This is a genomic window from Parageobacillus thermoglucosidasius, assembly GCF_001295365.1.
GTDB classification, from domain to species: domain Bacteria; phylum Bacillota; class Bacilli; order Bacillales; family Anoxybacillaceae; genus Parageobacillus; species Parageobacillus thermoglucosidasius.
This window is the reverse complement of record NZ_CP012712.1, coordinates 1718496-1737960: the sequence shown is the minus strand read 5'-3', so window position 1 is coordinate 1737960 and position 19465 is coordinate 1718496. Positions and strand designations below refer to the sequence as shown.

Annotated in this window: 20 protein-coding genes and 1 pseudogene; all 21 read right to left on the bottom strand. The window is 45.3% G+C overall.

Going from position 1 to position 19465, the window contains the following annotated elements; genetic code table 11:
- Positions 1 to 10: 10 nt before the first annotated feature.
- Positions 11 to 280 (bottom strand): YggT family protein, encoded by a 270-nt coding sequence (locus AOT13_RS08695; RefSeq protein ID WP_003251891.1) that lies wholly within the window; start codon positions 278 to 280, stop codon positions 11 to 13.
- Between the two features lie 6 nt (positions 281 to 286).
- Entirely contained in the window at positions 287 to 712 is a 426-nt protein-coding gene (locus tag AOT13_RS08690; protein ID WP_003251893.1) for a cell division protein SepF, read from the bottom strand.
- Positions 713 to 724: 12 nt separating this feature from the next.
- Positions 725 to 1402 (bottom strand): annotated as a pseudogene (locus AOT13_RS08685) (YggS family pyridoxal phosphate-dependent enzyme).
- 3 nt (positions 1403 to 1405) lie between these two features.
- Positions 1406 to 2224: a peptidoglycan editing factor PgeF gene (pgeF, locus tag AOT13_RS08680; RefSeq protein ID WP_003251898.1), complete on the bottom strand. Its 819-nt coding sequence runs from the start codon at positions 2222 to 2224 to the stop codon at positions 1406 to 1408.
- 87 nt (positions 2225 to 2311) lie between these two features.
- On the bottom strand, positions 2312 to 2554 hold the full coding sequence (locus AOT13_RS08675) for a YlmC/YmxH family sporulation protein (RefSeq protein ID WP_003251900.1): 243 nt from the start codon (positions 2552 to 2554) through the stop codon (positions 2312 to 2314).
- A gap of 91 nt (positions 2555 to 2645) precedes the next feature.
- On the bottom strand, positions 2646 to 3425 hold the full coding sequence (sigG, locus tag AOT13_RS08670; protein WP_041269499.1) for an RNA polymerase sporulation sigma factor SigG: 780 nt from the start codon (positions 3423 to 3425) through the stop codon (positions 2646 to 2648).
- 120 nt (positions 3426 to 3545) lie between these two features.
- Positions 3546 to 4265 carry an RNA polymerase sporulation sigma factor SigE gene (gene sigE, locus AOT13_RS08665; RefSeq protein WP_003251904.1) on the bottom strand — a complete coding sequence of 240 codons (720 nt, stop codon included), beginning with the start codon at positions 4263 to 4265 and terminating at the stop codon, positions 3546 to 3548.
- A 51-nt stretch (positions 4266 to 4316) separates the two neighbouring features.
- Positions 4317 to 5243, bottom strand: a complete 927-nt coding sequence (gene spoIIGA / locus AOT13_RS08660; protein WP_003251906.1) for a sigma-E processing peptidase SpoIIGA — start codon at positions 5241 to 5243, stop codon at positions 4317 to 4319.
- 263 nt (positions 5244 to 5506) lie between these two features.
- A complete protein-coding gene (gene ftsZ, locus AOT13_RS08655; RefSeq protein WP_013401306.1) occupies positions 5507 to 6640 on the bottom strand; it encodes a cell division protein FtsZ in 1134 nt (377 codons plus the stop codon).
- Between the two features lie 25 nt (positions 6641 to 6665).
- On the bottom strand, positions 6666 to 7940 hold the full coding sequence (gene ftsA / locus AOT13_RS08650) for a cell division protein FtsA (protein WP_003251909.1): 1275 nt from the start codon (positions 7938 to 7940) through the stop codon (positions 6666 to 6668).
- Positions 7941 to 8204: 264 nt separating this feature from the next.
- The gene (locus tag AOT13_RS08645; protein WP_013401307.1) at positions 8205 to 8567 is read right to left on the bottom strand and encodes a small basic family protein; all 363 of its coding nucleotides are present in this window, start codon (positions 8565 to 8567) and stop codon (positions 8205 to 8207) included.
- A gap of 1 nt (position 8568) precedes the next feature.
- Positions 8569 to 9300 carry a DUF881 domain-containing protein gene (locus AOT13_RS08640; protein WP_013401308.1) on the bottom strand — a complete coding sequence of 244 codons (732 nt, stop codon included), beginning with the start codon at positions 9298 to 9300 and terminating at the stop codon, positions 8569 to 8571.
- Between the two features lie 18 nt (positions 9301 to 9318).
- The gene (locus AOT13_RS08635; RefSeq protein WP_013401309.1) at positions 9319 to 10026 is read right to left on the bottom strand and encodes a DUF881 domain-containing protein; all 708 of its coding nucleotides are present in this window, start codon (positions 10024 to 10026) and stop codon (positions 9319 to 9321) included.
- The gene (locus tag AOT13_RS08630; RefSeq protein ID WP_013401310.1) at positions 10019 to 10798 is read right to left on the bottom strand and encodes a cell division protein FtsQ/DivIB; all 780 of its coding nucleotides are present in this window, start codon (positions 10796 to 10798) and stop codon (positions 10019 to 10021) included. The genes AOT13_RS08635 and AOT13_RS08630 overlap by 8 nt, the downstream gene beginning before the upstream one ends.
- A gap of 137 nt (positions 10799 to 10935) precedes the next feature.
- Entirely contained in the window at positions 10936 to 11847 is a 912-nt protein-coding gene (gene murB / locus AOT13_RS08625; protein WP_003251918.1) for a UDP-N-acetylmuramate dehydrogenase, read from the bottom strand.
- Between the two features lie 197 nt (positions 11848 to 12044).
- The gene (gene spoVE, locus AOT13_RS08620; protein WP_003251922.1) at positions 12045 to 13145 is read right to left on the bottom strand and encodes a stage V sporulation protein E; all 1101 of its coding nucleotides are present in this window, start codon (positions 13143 to 13145) and stop codon (positions 12045 to 12047) included.
- Between the two features lie 36 nt (positions 13146 to 13181).
- A complete protein-coding gene (murD, locus tag AOT13_RS08615; protein ID WP_003251924.1) occupies positions 13182 to 14537 on the bottom strand; it encodes a UDP-N-acetylmuramoyl-L-alanine--D-glutamate ligase in 1356 nt (451 codons plus the stop codon).
- A complete protein-coding gene (mraY, locus tag AOT13_RS08610; RefSeq protein ID WP_003251925.1) occupies positions 14538 to 15512 on the bottom strand; it encodes a phospho-N-acetylmuramoyl-pentapeptide-transferase in 975 nt (324 codons plus the stop codon).
- Positions 15506 to 15946, bottom strand: a complete 441-nt coding sequence (locus tag AOT13_RS08605) for a hypothetical protein (protein ID WP_003251927.1) — start codon at positions 15944 to 15946, stop codon at positions 15506 to 15508. The genes mraY and AOT13_RS08605 overlap by 7 nt, the downstream gene beginning before the upstream one ends.
- Entirely contained in the window at positions 15940 to 17412 is a 1473-nt protein-coding gene (locus AOT13_RS08600) for a UDP-N-acetylmuramoyl-L-alanyl-D-glutamate--2,6-diaminopimelate ligase (protein ID WP_013401312.1), read from the bottom strand. Before AOT13_RS08600 ends, AOT13_RS08605 begins: the two co-directional genes overlap by 7 nt.
- A 107-nt stretch (positions 17413 to 17519) precedes the next feature.
- Positions 17520 to 19460 carry a stage V sporulation protein D gene (locus AOT13_RS08595; protein ID WP_013401313.1) on the bottom strand — a complete coding sequence of 647 codons (1941 nt, stop codon included), beginning with the start codon at positions 19458 to 19460 and terminating at the stop codon, positions 17520 to 17522.
- Positions 19461 to 19465: the final 5 nt, after the last annotated feature.

Here is a 19465-nt window from a genome sequence, read left to right as displayed (position 1 = left end):
AACGGATTCCTTACACTAAATTTAACATATCAAAAAGAGCGTACAATCCTTTTGTCGCAAAACGGAGCACTAAAAAGGCGACAATCGGAGAAACGTCAATCATTCCGATTGGCGGGATAATGCGGCGAAACGGTTCTAAATACGGCTCACAAATCGTTGCAAGCATCTGCCCGATTTTCGTATCACGCGCATTCGGAAACCATGACATCAAAATGTAAATAATGAGCGCATACGTATAAATTTGAATCAATGTCGTTAAAAACCATAGCAAACTATCCATAAGCAGTTACCACCTCTTCATTGGCGTATCAACGTCACTGTCGATGGAAATCGAACCAGTCACGTCAACATTATCTGGCGTGCACAAAAAAATTTTCGTGCCAACTTGCTGAATATCTCCGCCAATCGCGTATACGGTGCCGCTTAAAAAGTCGACGATACGTTTCGCTTGGTCATGTTGAATTCGTTGCAAATTCACAACCACTGCGCGGCGATTTTTTAAATGGTCAGCGATTTCTTGCGCTTCCGCATACGCTCTCGGCTCAATTAACACTACTTTGGACGATTTTTGCACACTTTGCAAACTCACCACATTGGATTTCGCATTTTCCTTTGCCGCTTCCCGAGTTTCTTCCTCTTCCTCATACTCTTCTTCATATTCGTCATAATCTTCCTCTAAAAAATAATCTTTGAACTTTTTAATTAATCCCATCGATTTCACCTCCTAACATTCTTTGCCGACAAGCGATGTGCCAAGCCGAATAAAAGTTGCACCTTCTTCAATGGCAATCACGTAATCGTTGGACATGCCCATCGACAGCTCCGTACATGGAGCATTTGGAATGTGCAATGCTTGTACATTTTCTTGCAACAACTTTAATTGGCGAAAGCATGAACGTAAAACGGATTCATCATCCGTATATGGCGCCATCGTCATCAAACCGATTACCTCGATACGGGAAAAATCGCGCAGCTGCTCAATAAATGGAATCACTTCTTCTTTTGCTAACCCATGTTTCGTCGCTTCGCCCGACACATTTACTTGGACAAAACATTTCATCCGCTTCGTTGCCCGTTTTTCGATTTCTTTTGCAAGCGACATCCGATCAAGAGAATGAATATAATCGACTTTGTCAATAATATGTTTCACTTTTCACGATTGCAACGTGCCAATAAAATGCCATGTCGGTTCATTACCTAGCGCTTCATATTTTTGTAGCAACCCATCATCACGATTTTCTCCCAAATCGGTAATGCCAGCTTCTAATGCCTCTTTTGCCCGTTCTACACTCACATATTTCGTAACAGCAACAATGCGAATGTCGGCAGGGTCGCGCCCCACGCGTTGACATGCTGCTTCAATGTTTTCGCGAATGATTGCTAAATTGTCGCGAACCGTCATCGTTCATTCCCCCTTCCTGCCGATAAACGCCATCATTCTTCCTGTTTTTCCTTGATCGCGACGATGGGAAAAAAACAAATAATCAGCGCAACTCGTACAATACCCGGAAATATCAATATGTTCTTCACGAACTCCTGCCTGTATCAGTAATACTTTATTCAGCTCTTTTAAATCAAGGGCATATTGTCCTATGCTCACTTGCTTATAGGGAGCCTGTTCACCATCCAAAATGCAATCAACGTACGTGATGACGCGGTCATCGACGATATAGCAGCAAGCGCCAATCGCCGGACCGATCGCCACATATATGTCATCCAAAGGAATATGTTCACGCTCATGCCAAAGGTGAATCATTTCTCCCGCAATGTTTTTTACCGTTCCCCGCCAGCCGGCATGAGCAAGACCGATCATGCCATGTTTCGGCGCCATAAAATAAAGCGGTACGCAATCAGCGAAACATAAGGCAAGCAGCAATCCAGCTTCTTTTGTATACAAGCCGTCCGTCCCAGCAATGGCTGACTTGTAATCCGCCGCTCCTTTCCCGCTTTGGCTGCTTGTCACCTTTTCGATGCGGGCATCGTGTATTTGTTCGCAACATACCCATTGTTCCAGCGGAAATTGGAGCAGATCCGCCAGCCGCTGCCGATTGCGGCAAACAGAAGAAACCTCATCGCCAACATGCAGCCCTAAATTGAACGTCGCAAACGCTCCTTTGCTGACGCCTCCGTGTTTCGTCGTAAATCCGGCGACAAGATTAGGAAACGAACGGCGGCCGTGCAACAACAGCATCTCTTCTCCCGCTTGTTGAAAAATGTCTAACATCTTCGTCAACCTCATATTTTTGTTGGTTTTTATCACTTTTTTTCCTATTTTATCATAGTTTTCTTCAACGTGATAATCATTATTTATTTATTCACTTTCATGTAAGCGCACTAAAATGACATCCGCACCGACTTTGACGATATTTTGCCACGGAATCACTGTTTCCTCTTCCCTGCCAAACAAGCCGAGCACCTTTCCCGCCCCCAAGATGATCAGCGATTGTATTTGCCCTGTCTCTAAGTCAATATCTATGTCCCCGATGTTCCCTAATTTTTTCCCGTTTGCCACGTTGACAACGTCCTTTGTTTGAAATTCGGAAATTCTCACCATTCAACATCCCCCGCTTTTTTCTCTTATCATCACTATATGATTTTGTCTAGTGGCTTATGTAAAAAAAGAAAAGAGCCGTAACAAACAGCTCTTACACTTGGATATTTTTGTTCATTTGGCGTATTGCTGCTTTTTCGAGCCGCGATACTTGCGCTTGGGAAATTCCGATTTCTTCCGCAACCTCCATTTGCGTTTTTCCTTGAAAAAAACGCTTGCGGATGATCATTTTTTCTCGTTCATTCAGACGGCACAGCCCTTCTTTCAGGGCGATTTCTTCAATCCACTGGCTGTCGCCGTTGCGTTCATCGCTTAATTGGTCCATCACATAAATCGGATCGCCGCCATCGTTATAAATCGGTTCAAATAATGAAACAGGATCTTGAATCGCATCTAAAGCAAACACCACTTCTTCGTGGGGAATGCCAAGCACATTGGCAATTTCTTCGGTCGTCGGCTCTTTCGCCGCCTCCCCCATTAATTTTTCACGCACTTGCAGCGCTTTATAAGCAATATCACGAAGCGAGCGGGAAACGCGGATCGGATTGTTGTCACGCAAATATCTGCGGATTTCCCCAATAATCATTGGTACCGCATACGTTGAAAATTTCACATTTTGGCTTAAATCAAAATTATCAATGGATTTCATAAGTCCGATACAACCAACTTGAAACAAATCATCCACAAACTCACCGCGATTGTTAAACCGCTGAATCACACTTAATACAAGGCGTAAATTTCCATTCACCAATTTTTCCCTTGCCTCTAAATCCCCTTCATGCATTCGCTTGAACAGTTCCCTCATTTCTTCATTTTTTAGCACTGGCAGCTTTGAGGTATCTACTCCGCAAATCTCCACTTTGTTTCTTGTCAAGTCTTTCCCTCCCATCAGGAGATGCTGAATCGTCAATTTTCAGTATCTCCTCCGGAAGAAAAAATATGCACGCTTGTCTTAAGCACATAAAAAACGGCAATGAAACCATCGCCGTTATTTTTACATCATTTTGTTGAATTCTTTGCGAAGACGCTTAATAATCCGTTTTTCTAGCCGAGATATGTAAGATTGCGATATGCCGAGCAAGTCGGCAACGTCTTTTTGCGTTTTTTCTTCTCCACCAGAAAGTCCAAAGCGAAGTTCCATAATTTGTTTTTCACGGTCGCTCAGCTGGCGCAACGCATTAAATAAAAGATTCCTATCGACGTCTGCTTCCAAATCTTTTGTGATCACGTCGTCTTCTGTTCCAAGCACATCTGACAGCAACAGTTCATTCCCGTCCCAATCAATATTTAACGGTTCATCAAACGATACTTCCGCGCGGACTTTATTATTCCGGCGCAAATGCATTAATATTTCATTTTCAATGCAGCGGGAAGCGTAGGTAGCCAATTTAATTTTTTTTTCCGGATTAAACGTGTTTACCGCTTTAATTAATCCGATCGTTCCTATGCTAATCAAATCTTCGATGTTGATTCCTGTATTCTCGAATTTACGTGCAATATAGACAACAAGCCGCAAATTGCGCTCAATGAGAAGCGATCTTGCCGTTTCATCCCCGTCAGAAAGCTTTCCGATCAGCATTTCTTCTTCTTCTTTCGTCAATGGCGGCGGCAGCGCCTCACTCCCGCCGATATAATACAATTCATCCATTTTTATTCCTAGTTTTTTTAACAACTTATACAAAAAATAAGTGATGCGAAGTTTCCACTTTTTCATGAAAATCCCCCTTCTAAATTAGCAAATGATGAGTATGATATAGTAACAAGTTTATGAAGCGGTGATTTGCTTTCCCATTTGTACCATTTTCGGATGTACAATACACTCATATTCTCCATCGCCAGACAAGTTAGTTTCGTTTAATCCGATGAGCCCTTTTTCCACTTCCAGCCATTGTTGCTCGTAACACAGCATAATGCGGTCCGGCTTAATCGCAACTAAAAATCGCTGCTCGCTCCCGACAACACGATAGGGAACAATGCGAAGGCGAGGCGCCCACTTTTCCAATTGCGCTTGATGGAGCCAATCCATCGACGCTGCAAACGGAAGATGGCCCACTAATTCCTCCGGCAACACTTTTTTAACTTTATCCATCTCCACAATCATAACGGGCGTTTTGGTCAGCGGGTCATAAAGCTGGTTTCCGCTATCGATAAGCCCTCTTAGCTGAATCGGGACACCATCAAACACAATAAGAACGTCGATAATGTGTTCAAATCGCAATTTTTTTTCGCGAATCCCGTTGATGCGCGCCCGCGAAAATATCCATAATGCTGGAAATCCTAATAAAACAAATGTCCAACTGACCGGATCCCCGACACCGAGGGAATGTGTCATCAGCATGCCATTATGAATATTCATTTGCTGTTGTAAAAAATAATGAACGGCAATCATCCCTCCTCCGACCGTAAATGTCACAAAATAAAAAGCAAAAAGGTTTTCCAAAAAATACCGTATCCGTTTAAAGCCAAACGCCGCGAAAACAATGAGGAGCGAGAAGACGATTTTGCTTACCGGATGCTGAACATACGGCGAAAATGGCGTAAACATCATAACGACAAGTAATCCGCCAATGAACGCTCCAAGTAATACCCGCCACCACACGACAGCCCGCTTTAACATAATCGCTGTCAGCCAAAGCAATAAACTGTCAAAACAAACGTTTAACAGCCAAACGACGTCCAAATAAACGGCCAACGAAACAGCCTCCTTCTCCTGCAACAGCACGAAACAATTTCTGAAAATAGTATATAGTACATCTTATTGGAAAGTCTGTCAATTTATGATGATGAAAAGCAGAAACTTTTGTCAAAGAAACAAGAAAAACGGAAAGCGTCTGCCGCTTAACCGCGCGGGCAACTATCTTCGGCCACCGAAGAGGCCTGCTGCCCCGAAAAGCCGGTTGGCGCCCAACGAAATAAAAAAAGAGCGCGAACCGTAAAAGATTCGCGCTCTTTCGCTTAGCGGCGGCGGTTGCGATTGCGGAGAAAAGCAGGAATGTCAAGCGGATCTTCGACTTGCGAGGAACGCAGCGCTGCATAATCTTGAACAGGTTCTTCGCGCTTTTCCCGTTTAGGAGCCGTCGTGATTTTTGGAATCGTGCCAAATCCAGTGCGGGATGGGCGCGATTGTGATGCCACATTTTCATTAAACCCAGTCGCAATAACCGTTACAACAATTTCATCTTTTAAGTCTTCATTAATGACCGAGCCGAAAATCATATTAACATCTTGGTCAGCCGCAGATGCGACAATATCGGCAGCTTCTTGCACCTCATAAAGGCTTAAATTCGTGCCGCCGGTAATGTTCATTAACACGCCTTGCGCCCCATCAATCGACGTTTCAAGCAACGGGCTAGAAATAGCTTTTTTCGCCGCTTCTGCCGCACGGTTTTCCCCGCTGGCCACGCCGATGCCCATCAGCGCAGAGCCTTTGTTGGACATAATGGTTTTCACATCGGCAAAGTCCAAGTTAATAAGCCCCGGCACCGCGATTAAGTCAGAGATGCCTTGCACCCCTTGGCGCAGAACGTTATCCGCTTCGCGGAACGCTTCGAGCATCGGTGTATTTTTGTCGACAATTTCTAATAAACGGTCGTTTGGAATGACAATCAATGTATCGACCGCTTCTTTCATAGCGGCGATTCCGTTTGCCGCCTGTGTCGCCCGCTTTCTCCCTTCAAACGTAAATGGGCGAGTCACAACACCAACCGTCAATGCCCCTAACTCACGGGCGATTTGCGCAATCACTGGAGCAGCGCCAGTTCCTGTTCCGCCGCCCATTCCCGCGGTAACGAACACCATATCCGCGCCTTTCAGCGCTTCTTCAATTTGCTCTTTGCTCTCTTCTGCCGCTTTTTTTCCCACTTCCGGGTTCGCGCCAGCTCCCAAGCCGCGCGTTAATTTTGCGCCAATTTGCAGCTTTATTGGTGCTTTCGATAAATTTAACGCTTGCGCGTCTGTATTCACCGCAATAAACTCAACACCTTGCACACCATGTTCAATCATCCGATTGACGGCATTGTTACCGCCGCCGCCAACTCCTATCACCTTAATCTTAGCCAATTGATCAACTGTAGTGTCAAACTCCAACATGACTAAATCCTCCCAAATTCAATCTCTATTCAAAGAAATAACCGAAAAACTTTTTCACTTTTTTGCCAAAAGTCGCTTCTTTCTTTTTTTGCTTCGGTTGTTGTTGTTTTTGCGGACGTTTTTCCATCGGCTCCATCACCGCTGCAGCGACAGGAACTGATTTTCCTTGCAGCGCTGCTTGCCGGTAGGCAAATTTTATCAGCCCGACTCCTGTCGTATATTGCGGATCGCGCACCCCTATATAATCAGGCATGGCGATGCGAACACTGCTTCCTAATACGACATGAGCTAACTCCAAGATCCCGGGCATATTCGCTACTCCGCCAGTCAGCACATAACCGCCTGGCAAATCGCGAAATCCCAGCTTACGGATTTCCTGTTGAACCATCTGAAAAATTTCTTCCAGTCTCGCCTCAATAATATCGGCAATTTCCAGCTGGCTAAACTGCTGATGTTGATCAGTGCCGATGACCGGAACATCAAATACTTCTTCATCAGAAGCCAGATCATAAAAAGCGTGTCCATGTTTCAGCTTTATTTTTTCCGCATCTTCCGTCGACGTTCGGAGCCCGATCGACAAGTCTTTTGTAATATGATCGCCTCCAACGGGCAAAACGGAAGTTGCTTGCAAAAAACCTTGTTCAAAGATGGCAACGGTCGTCGAACCGCCGCCGATATCAACTAGCGCCACGCCTAAATTTTTTTCATCATCGGACAGCGCAATGGAACCAGCAGCTAGCGGCTGTAAGCAAATATCGCTTATTTCCAGCCCGGCTCTTTCCACGCAGCGAAGCAAGTTATGTAAAATCGTTTTCGCACCGGTAATAATCGTTCCTTCCATTTCGAGGCGGACGCCGAGCATCCCCCGCGGATCATTAATCCCGTCTAATCCATCAACGATAAACTGCCGCGGAATTACGCCAATAATTTCCCGATCTGGAGGAATCGATACAACTTGCGCGGCGTCCATGACACGCGCAACATCTTCATCGGTAATTTCCCGGTTTTCGCTGGAAACGGCGACGATGCCGTGGCAATCTTGAAGCTGCACATGATTGCCAGTCACGCCGACAATGACTCGGCGGATCGTTAAGCCGACCATTCGTTCTGCCTGCTCAACCGCTCTTTTGATCGATTGCACCGTTTTATCTATATCAACAATGGCCCCTTTCTTCAGCCCTTCCGATTTTACATTTCCCACTCCAATAATGTTGAGTGACTCGTTTAACATTTCCCCGATTATGACTTTGACGCTGGATGTGCCAATATCAAGACTAACGACGATTTCATTGCTGCTCATTTCTTGGTACCTGCCTACTAAAATCGTATATTTACCGCTTTAGCAAAATCAACAATCCAGCTAACATCCATATTTGCGGTTTATTCGCATTTAAGATTTTAGTAAGCAGTGACACCTCCTTTAGCTGAATTTATACCGACTGACAGCTACGTTAAAATTTATCACAGAACGTTCGCTTATCACCGGCGATCGTTTATATATAAAGGACGATCAAATCGTTTTACTCATATATTCAACATTTGAAGAAACTTTCCTTTTTTCCGCTTAACTTTTTTCACGGTTTTGTCGCCTTTCCATCCATTCGGCAAGAAGAAGGCGACGAATAACAGCAATATTTTGAAAAAGGCGTATTCCGAATGCAAATACAGCTGCTAAATACAAGTCTACACCAAGATGGACACCAAGAAAAGCTAAAGATGCAGCCAAAATAATATTAAAAAAGAATCCTGTTATAAATACTATTTCGTCATATGTTTGCTGTAAATGGGCACGGATGCCACCAATTAATGTATCAAATGCAGCAAGGATTGCAATAGATAAATAGTTGGAATATTCATCAGGGACACGCAAATCAGTCAGCAGTCCTATGATTAAACCAACCAATAAGCCGATGAGCGGAAGCCACATATCACTTTTCCTCCTTTTCGGCTATTGCCGCTTCCATATATTTCACGTTCCCGTTTTTTTCAGACGGCGGGACAACGACCGACGCTAACGGTTTGGAAACAACGAGCTGCAAATTTTCGACGACGAAATCATCGCGAATGGTCGATACGTTAAGCCGGTTATAAAGCATCTCCGCATCATCAGCGATTACTTTTACTTCAATTGGCAACGAAGAAATTTTGCTATCCCCGATTTTCGTCGCGCCGTTCACGTCGCGAATCGCCGTCGTGTTCGTTATCCGCTCCCCGGCAACAGCAATTTCTTTCGCTCCATACATGTTCAGCTCATTGATGAGCCGCTGCAACAGTTCAGGCGAAACGGTTTCCGTGATTGGACCTGTGTAACGATCCGGATAAAACGATTGAATCGTTAAAACAAGGCCCGCTCCTTCGGCTTTCGTCAATCCGGCTTCTTTCCGCAATTCGCTTACTGTTTCCCGCAAGACCGCTTCTTTCCGGGAGGACTGCCTTTGCTGGTAGCTCCGCATCTTTTCTTCATACTTTTCAATATCTGACAAAAGCTGCTGCTGCAGCTGCTGCTCTTTTTTCAAATCAGCGCGCAGTTCCCAAATATCGCGTGTGTCGCGGACTTTAGGGTGTGATGTCGTTTGAAGTTGAACCGCTAGCATAAATCCGAAAATGGCCGTAATGCCAGTAAAATATATCGTTTTTTTCCGTTCCAACCATCTCACCATTCTTTCATTTAGGACCGTCTATTTATGATTAGCGTGAAAGACAGGATCCAACACAATTTCATCTTTGCTAGCAATCTTAACTATGATGTTATCTTGAACAAGCAAATCTTTTACCCCACCGGGAATATTCAACGCGGAAGCAAGAACCGTTGGATTGCCGATTGCGGAAATGACAAAAGGAGCGGCATGTTGGGTACCGTCCACTTCAATTACAGGGCCGTTGCAAACGATATACGAACGGTGGGAAATTCGCTGCCCATTGATCGCTATTGCTTCCGCACCAGAAATAAGCAGCTCGTGTATGACCTTGAAGACGTGCTGTTCGTGCACCATGTAATCTGTCGCGCTTTGTTCAGAAGGAATATAGGAGGCATCAGATAACGTTATTTCAATCCCTTGTCCTTTCACTTTCGACTCTCCGACATACATGCGTAACATTTCCGCCTGTTTTGCCAAATCTGTGTATGCTGTCCGTTCGTCCGCCAGCGTTTTTTCCATTTCCGCAACTTTATTTTGTTTTTGCACTAATTCATTTTTTAGGCGGCGATTTTCTTTTTGGATTTGAATCAATTGCTTCCGATATTCATATTCCTTTTGCCACTGCCGGTCGGTGATATTCCGCTTTGCCGTTTTTGTTTTTGTATATTGATAAGAAAACGAAAGCATAAATCCCAGTATGAAGCAGATAAATGCGAGGATGACACGATTTCCTTTCCGTTTAGCCATTGTCATCCTCCTTTTTCGGCTGTTTATAAGCGGTAAAATAATTGCTTACTTCCAGATGGATTACCCCTTTTACGTTCGGATCTAATTGCTGGACGATGGACGGATACAATGACATTTTATCGGCAAAGTTTTGCACGTTCGCGCTCACTTCGAAACCATCGTTCATATAAACGGTTATATGGTAACGGTTATCATCGTTCGGTGTGTAATGAATTTCAGAAATGGCATTTAATATCGATGGGGAAAGCTGCGCCAACTGTCCTGCAATTTCTTGAATGTCCTCTCCTTTTTTCCAATTGATTAAAATCGGCGCATCGCTTGGCGCGGTTTTGGATGTGCGTTTTTTCAGAATGTAACCATTCTCTAAAAGCGGAAAAAACGTTTGCCCGTCATAAATATAAGCAATTCTCCGCCGTTCTTTCACGTGGATGGTGATCGCATTTGGGAAATATTTTTCCAATGTCACGCTCTTTACTTCCGGATGTTTCTCAATATCCCGCTGAACTTCTTCTTCCTTCACTTTCCAAAAACTTGTCCGCTTTGTGATGCCGCTTAATTGGATCACCTGGTCTTCGGAAAGATGACGATTCCCGGTTACTTGAATATGATGGACATAGCTTAACGGCGACTGAAAATAAATCATGCATAAAATGAGAAGAAAAAAGAAAAAGATATACGCGATTAAACGACGATTGGCTTTTTGCCTCCGCCGTTCTTTTAATTTCGGCACCCGTTCCTCAAGGACAACAATTTTTCCTTTTTCCAAAGCCATTCACCGCTTTCCGAATAAACTCGAAAGCATGTTTATAAAAACAAACGGCACATCTGATGCCGTTATATTTTACGTTCCTAACGCAGACAAACATGTTTTTATCGTATCAATAATATTGTAAAATAGAGAGCTAGATTTTACAACTTCCGGCCAATAATTTCTACTTCTGTCTGCAAATGAATGCCGTACAACTCATTAATCGTTTTTTTTACGAAGCGAATTAAGTCCAGCACGTCTTTCGCCTTCGCGTTTCCCGTATTAACGATAAAATTCGCATGCTGTTCTGAAATTTTTGCGCCGCCAATGGCATATCCCTTTAAGCCAGCCTCCTCGATCAGCCTTCCGGCGTGCTGCGGTAAAGGATTGCGGAAAATGCTGCCCGCGCATGGTTTATCCCACGGCTGTGTCTTGCGGCGGTAGTCTTTGTTTTCCCGCATTTTGGCAACAATTTTTTCACGGTTCCCGGAAGCAAGCCGGAGTTCCGCCGCTACGCAAATTCCGCGCCGCTTTGTTTGCAACACAGAAGTGCGGTACGCAAATTCCATTTCTTCGTTCGTCAGCCATTCCATTGTCCCGTCCGGAAATAAAATGAGCGCCCTTTTGACGATTTGCGACATATCGGAACCGTGCGCCCCCGCGTTCATATAAACCGCTCCTCCAACTGAACCAGGAATTCCGCCGGCAAATTCCAATCCGGATAATCCTTGTTTGCTCATTAATGTGGCAAGACGTACTAATGAATATCCGCCGCCGACCGTCACGGTTTCCCCGTCAACATGCAATTCATCCAATCCTTCGTCCATTTTGATGACAACCCCTTCGATCCCTTCGTCCGAAACAAGCAAATTGGAACCGCGGCCAATTGCGCGCCACGGCACTTCATACTTTTTCACAATCGCTATTGCGTTTTGCAAACTTTCTATGCTGGACGGTTCAATCAAGACATCCGCAGGGCCGCCGACTTTCATTGTCGTATGGTTCGCTAAAGGCTCCCGCTCCTTTACTTTTCCGACATTGGCGTTTGCCAATTCTTTTATCATTGCCTTCATCTATCCCATCTCCTTTCCATAACGGCCTATGTATATACGTATGCTTATTTCCTCCTCGGCGTCACCGTTATGTATATCGTAAACAAAATGAGAGGGTGTCCCTCTAAATCAGATTAGAGAGATACCCTTTCCAAGATCAACGAAACTGGATGATGGCTTTTCCCTTAGCAAAACTTTGGCGCAGCCGGCAAATGAGGCTAATATCTCGCGTGTTTGCTTATATTGAGCAAAACGCCGATCGCCATTAACATCAACGTCAGCGACGAACCGCCATAGCTTAAAAACGGCAATGTGATTCCCGTTACCGGCATTAGTCCTGTAACCACCCCGATATTAATCATCACTTGAATCGCCACCATACAAATAATGCCGATAGCGAGAAAACTCCCGTACAAATCCGGCGCGCCAAGAGCGATGCGGACCCCGCGCCAAAGCAGCAAACTAAATAAAAGCAGCACAAGCGATCCGCCAATAAACCCAAGCTCCTCTGCCAAAATCGCAAAAATAAAATCTGTTTGCGGTTCCGGCAAATAAAAAAACTTTTGCCGGCTTTGTCCCAATCCTAAGCCAAACAATCCGCCAGGACCAATCGCGTACAGCGACTGGATAATTTGAAACCCGCTTCCGAGCGGGTCTTCCCAAGGATTTAAAAACGAAGTGATCCGCTTTATCCGGTACGGCGCCGACAAAACAAGCGCAGCAAACCCTGCCAGTCCAAGCACTCCCAATCCGATAAAATGGCTGATGCGAGCGCCGGCGACAAAAATCATGGCAATACATGTGCCGACCATTACTGTGCCGGTTCCTAAGTCCGGCTGAAGCATGATCATTCCAAAGGCAACAAACAGGAGCGCCAAGGCAGGAAGCAGACCGCGTTTAAACGAGGTAATATTTTTTTGGTTTTCTGATAAATATTTCGCCAAAAATGCGATCATGGCGAGTTTCATAAATTCTGACGGCTGAATGGAAAACGCGCCAACGCCAATCCAGCTGCGCGATCCGTTGCGCACCATCCCGACCCCAGGGATTAATACAAGAACAAGCAAGACGAAACATACGATTATAAGCGCTTTTGACCAATCGCGCCACATCCAATAATCGATATTCATAATCAAGAACATCGCGATGATTCCCACACCGGCAAATAAAAGTTGCCGCTTCGCGAAGAAAAACGAATCGTGAAACCTATATTCCGCCCAAATCGCACTGGCGCTATACACCATAATAAGCCCGATCGCCAGCAGTGAAAACGTAAGGATAATCAGCAAAAAATCAGGCGTAGACTTTTTCCGCGGCAATGCCCAACACCTCTGCTTTGTTAATGTCCTTCCTCCCTATTTCAACTTATGCACGGCGTTGATAAAAATGTCCCCTCTCTGTTCAAAAGTTTTATATTGATCCCAGCTCGCGCATGCCGGCGATAGTAAAATGACGTCACCCGGTTCGGACAAGCGATAGGCAACCGGCACGGCTTTTTCCACATTATCGACATATTCGATCGTTTCTATTCCCGCCTGTTTAGCAACGCGGGCGATTTTTGCCGCCGTTTGCCCAAACAATATGATCGCCTTCACATTATGCAAATAAGGAAGAAGTGCATCGAATTCATTGCCGCGGTCAAGTCCGCCTGCCAAAAGGATGACAGAATCTTTTTCAAAAGCGGACAATGCTCTTTGTGTCGCAAGAATGTTTGTCGCTTTTGAATCATTGAAAAACTTTCTTCCATCAATCGTAGCAATATATTGAAGCCGGTGCTTCACTCCCGTAAACGTTGTTAAAACCTTGGCGATCGCTTTATTGTCAACACCTGTTAATTTCGCAACAGCAACAGCCGCCAATATATTTTCTAAATTATGTTTTCCAGGAAGCACAATGTCGGAAACCGCAATCACTGCTTCATCGTTCCAATAGATCCATCCGTCTTTTATATAAGCGCCGCTATCTAATTTTTTCGTTGCGGAAAAAATAACTTTTTGCGCGCAGGAATTCTCCGCAAGCCGCATAACAAGTTCATCGTCAGCATTGACAACCGCATAATCTTCATTTGTCTGGTTTTTAAAAATATTCGCTTTGGCCTGCGCATAAGCTTCTTTTGTGCCGTGGTAATCTAAATGCGCATCAAAAATGTTTAATAAAACGGAAATGTGCGGGCGAAAGTCGCGAATTCCCGCCAGCTGAAAAGAGGAAAGTTCCGTTACAAGCCAATTGTTTGCTTCCGCTTTTTGCGCCACTTCACAGGCGGCCACTCCGATGTTTCCGGCAAGCAGCGGGCGTTTTTCCCCTTCACGCAGCATTTCATAAATTAATGTCGTTGTTGTTGTTTTTCCATTAGAACCGGTGATTCCGATAAATGGCGCTTCGGAAATATGGTACGCTAACTCCACTTCCGTGATCACCGGCAAATGTTTTTCGATCGCTTTTTTGACGATTGGATTCGTATATGGAATACCAGGATTTTTCACGATAAGATCAAACGGCTCATCCAAGAGCTCAAGCGGATGCCCGCCGCAAACCACCCGAATTCCCAATTGTTCTAACCGTTGCGCTTCTTCATTTTCTTCAAACGGCTTGCGATCGTTTACTGTGACGATCGCTCCAAGCTCGTGAAGCAATTTTGCCGCGGCAAATCCGCTTTTCGCTAAACCGATGACTAACACCCGATGTTGTTGATAAAAAGCTGTCTGTTTCAATTAGATCCACACCTCGATATAGATTCCTAGCATTGCAAATAATAAGCCGACCGCCCAGAACGTGACGACAACGCGCCACTCCGACCAGCCGAGCAACTCGTAATGATGATGCAACGGGCTCATGCGAAACACGCGTTTTCCCGTTGTTTTAAAGGAAATGACTTGAATAATGACAGACAATGTTTCAATCACAAAGACGCCGCCAATAATAACGAGCAATATTTCCAGCTTCGTTAAAATAGCGACAGTCGCGATCGCCCCGCCTAATGCAAGCGACCCGGTATCCCCCATAAATACTTTCGCCGGATGGGCGTTAAAGACTAAAAATCCAAGCACCGCCCCAACAACAGAGACACAAAAAATAGAAATGTCATACTGGCCTTGGTTCCAAGCAAGAACCGCATAAGCGCCGAATGCAATGGCCGCCGTCCCAGCCAATAAGCCGTCAAGTCCGTCGGTTAAATTGACTGCATTCGAACCGCCGACAAGCATAAAAATAAGCAATAGCACATAGCCAAACCCGAGATTAATAGAAAGATCTGTTCCCGGAATATGCAAAGCAGTGGAAAAACCGCTGCGCTGATACACAATGTAAAAAACAATGGCAATGATTAACTGACCAATGAATTTTTGTTTGCTCGTCAAACCAAGATTCCGCTTCATGACCACTTTAATAAAATCATCTAAAAAGCCAAGCAGTCCATACCCTATCGTCACAAACAGCAGCAAATACGTTTCAACGGAAAGGGTCGCAAACTTTTGCGTCATCCAAACCGTTGTCACGACGATGGAAAGCAAAATCATAATTCCTCCCATCGTCGGGGTGCCCGACTTTTTTTGATGCGACTTCGGCCCTTCTTCCCGAATGCTTTGCCCGAATTTCAACCGTCTTAAAAACGGAATAAACATCGGCGACAATATAACAGTAATCAAAAATGAAAGAACGATGGCAAAAACAATGACTTGCTCTAGCATGATCGGTCACATCCTTCTTGTCCTTGAACGCATATCTGTTTCTGTTGCAGCCGTTTGAGTGCATCCAACACCGCTATATCATATGAACGATTTTGTTCATTATGCGAAGAAATAGTAAGGTGAAACGCTGTTTTTTTCCATTGCCCATACGCATCTAACAGCTCTTCTAACGCTTGCAGCGGCGATGAAACAAAAAAGAGCGGAAATTGGTTTGGCACATAGCGCGGCAATGCCTCGCCTTCCTGCCAAAGCGCGGCGATCGCCCCATGCTCAATCGCGATGTTTAGCGTTTCTATCCCGCTCCTTAGCGGAACGAACAACCCTTTCGGAGCATGCTCGTAAGGATCGACAAACACATGGTGGAACACCATCGTATCATCGGCGATTCCGCGAACGTTTTTGCATAACCGTTTCACCATTTCATATGTCAGCATATCTTCTTCCGCTCCTTAATCGCTTCCCTGGCAACAAGCCGGTCATCAAAAGCAATGACGCGATCACCGATGATTTGATACGTTTCATGCCCTTTGCCCGCGATTAAAACAATGTCGCCTTCTTGCGCTTGTTCAATCGCGTAATAAATCGCCTCTTTGCGGTCCACGATCGTCACATAACGCTCCCCGGGAACGCCTGCTTCCATATCACGCAAAATTTGCTCAGGATCTTCGGAACGCGGGTTGTCAGAAGTGAAAATGGCCACATCGGCGTATTGGACCGCCACTTTTGCCATCAGCGGCCGTTTTGTACGATCTCGGTCGCCGCCGCAGCCAACAACAACATAAACGTTTTTCCGGGCAAATTGCTGAGCCGTTTTTAAGACATTTTCCAAGCTATCTGGCGTATGGGCATAATCTACGATTACTGTAAAGTCTTGCCCTTCATCGACTGTTTCAAACCGTCCCGCAACTCCGGAAATTTCTTCAATCGCCTCCACAATAACAGGAAATGGAATCCCTGATACAAGACAAGCGGAAACGGCTGCAAGTAAATTATATACATTAAACAATCCGATTAATTTCGTTTTAACGCGGGCCGTACCGTGCGGTGTGATCAGATCAAACGCCATTCCGTTCGGGACGATATCAATCCGCTTTGCCATAATATCGCTGTCTGTTTTCGTTCCGTATGTAATCACGGTCGCTGCCGTCATATGCTTATAGTATTGTGAAGCAGGATCATCATTGTTTAACACCGCAAACTTAGGACGCTCATGGTCATAACGATTTCCAAGCTGGGCAAATAGCAGCCCTTTCGCATTGCGATATTCTTCCATCGTCCCATGGTAATCGAGATGATCTTGCGTTAAATTGGTAAACACGGCAACATCATAGTCACAACCGTGCACGCGCCCCATATGAAGGGCATGTGAAGACACTTCCATGATGGCAACATCGACTCCTTCGTCGGCCATCTGCTTAAACGTCCGCTGCAACAGCAGCGATTCGGGCGTCGTATTTTGCGTTGGATACGCATCATCGCCAATTTTAATATGTACCGTCCCGATTAACCCTGTTTTTTTATTTGCCTTTCTTACAATCTGCTCTATTATATGAGTCGTTGTCGTTTTTCCGTTTGTGCCCGTAACGCCGATCAAATGCAACCGATGGGTCGGCTGCCCGTAAAACGCATCGGCGAGCACTGCCATCGCCCGCCGGCTATCGCGGACGACAATCACAGGCACATCGACATCGAGAGGGCGTTCGGCAATGATTGCTACAGCCCCGTTTTCTACTGCCTGTTTCGCAAAATCGTGCCCATCGACGGTAAACCCTTTGATGCAAATAAACAATGCCCCTTTTTTTACTTGTCGCGAATCCATTTCAATGGAAGTGATCGTCGGGTTTTCGCCGACATATGGTGTTAAATCATGCAAATACGAAAGCAGCGTCTGCAGCTTCACTTTTATTCATCCTTTCGCTTCAATAGTCCTCGTTGAAAACAAAACAACCAAAAGCGGAAAAAGGGGCGAGATATAGATGACAACCTACTCTAGCCGCCCCTCGAGATTTATTCGCCTTCACGGAATGTCTCTGTTTCTGCTGCCAAATAGATGCGAATGGTCGAACCTTCTTTTACTTTCACTCCAGGTTTTGGAGCTTGCTCAATGACAACGTCACCTTCTCCACTAACATCTAATTTTAAGTTAAAAAGTTGCTGTTGCAAGTCTTTTTTCGATAAGCCGATTAAATTCGGCACTTCGACCATTTTCGGATCATTCCACGCCCGCTCTTTTTCCATTTGGCCTTTCCTTGGTTTGACGCCAAGCACGCGCAAACTGTCTCCCATAATTTTTCCGACAATTGGGGCAGAGACAACGCCGCCAAACTGCACCGTTCCTTTCGGGTTGTCAACAGCAACATAAACAACAAGCTGCGGGTCATCCGCCGGAGCAAAGCCGATAAATGAAACGATATAGTTGTCCGTTAAATATCGCCCGCCTTTCGCTTTTTGCGCCGTTCCCGTTTTTCCGCCGACGCGATATCCTTCGACGTAAGCGCCTTTTCCTGTTCCTTGGGCAACGACGCTTTCAAGCGCATAGCGAACTTGTTTGGACGTTTCCTCGGAAATAACGCGGCGCTTCGCTTTTGGTGTATTGCGGATGATCACCTTTCCTGTCTCAGGATCAACCCATTGTTTCGCAACATATGGGGTATACAAAATTCCGCCATTGACCGCCGCAGAAACAGCGGCAACCTGCTGAATCGGCGTCACCGACACCCCTTGACCGAAGGACGTTGTCGCTTGTTCGACAGGCCCAACACGTTTCAAATCAAATAAAATTCCGGTTCCTTCCCCTTGCAGATCAATTCCGGTTTTTTCCCCGAAGCCAAATTGTTTTATATAATCAAATAGCTTTTCTTTTCCAAGCCGCTGCCCCAGCTCGACAAAGCCCGGATTGCATGAATTTTGCACAACTTCTAAAAAAGTTTGCGAGCCATGCCCGCCTTTTTTCCAGCAGCGCAGCGTTGCGCCAGCTACTTTTACATATCCCGGATCATAAAAATGATCGTTCAATAAGTCGACTTTTTTTTCTTCCAGCGCTGCGGCAAGCGTGATAATTTTAAACGTCGATCCAGGTTCATATGTGCTCCAAACCGGCAAGTTACGATTGTAGATTTCCGGCGGCACGTTTCGATAATTTGCCGGGTCAAACGTTGGGCGGCTCGCCATCGCCAAAATTTCCCCTGTATTCGGGTTCATCGCGATCGCAATGATGCCGTCTGGATTGTATTTTGCTTCGGCGATATCAAGCTCTCGCTCCACGATTGTTTGGATGCGCGAATCAATCGTAAGCATCAAATCCAATCCGTCTGTCGGTGGCGTATATTCGTCCGTCATATTCGGCATTCTTTTTCCTTTCGCATCCGAATAAAATTGCACCGACCCGCGCTGGCCCCTCAATTCTTTATCGTAGTAAAGCTCCAGCCCCATCAAACCTTGATTATCGATGCCGGTAAATCCTAAAACATGCGACAAATAACTGCCGAACGGGTAATAACGTTTCGTATCTTCCGCGATATATACCCCTTTCAGGCCGAGCGCGCGAATTTCATTTGCTTTTTCATTCGATATTTTTCGCCCTTCCGGAATGCGTTCAATGGAGGTCTTTTTCGTAATGTGTCGGTACGCCTTTTCCACAGGCATATTTAATGCTTTCGCCAATTTTTCCGCTGTTTCCGCCGGATTTTCAATTTGGCGCGGAATGACATATACAGTGGGGGCGCTCATGTTCGTGGCGATCGGAACGCCGTTGCGGTCCAAAATTTCCCCCCGCTTCGGTTCAAACGGAATGTTCCTGCTCCATGAATTTTTCGCCCGTTCCGTTAACATATCCCCGATAATCAATTGAACATACCCGAGGCGAATGTCAATAATGGCGAAAATAAGCACTCCAACGAGAAACACGATCATCAGCCGCTTGCGGACAGTGACGTGAGAAACGCGCATATAGT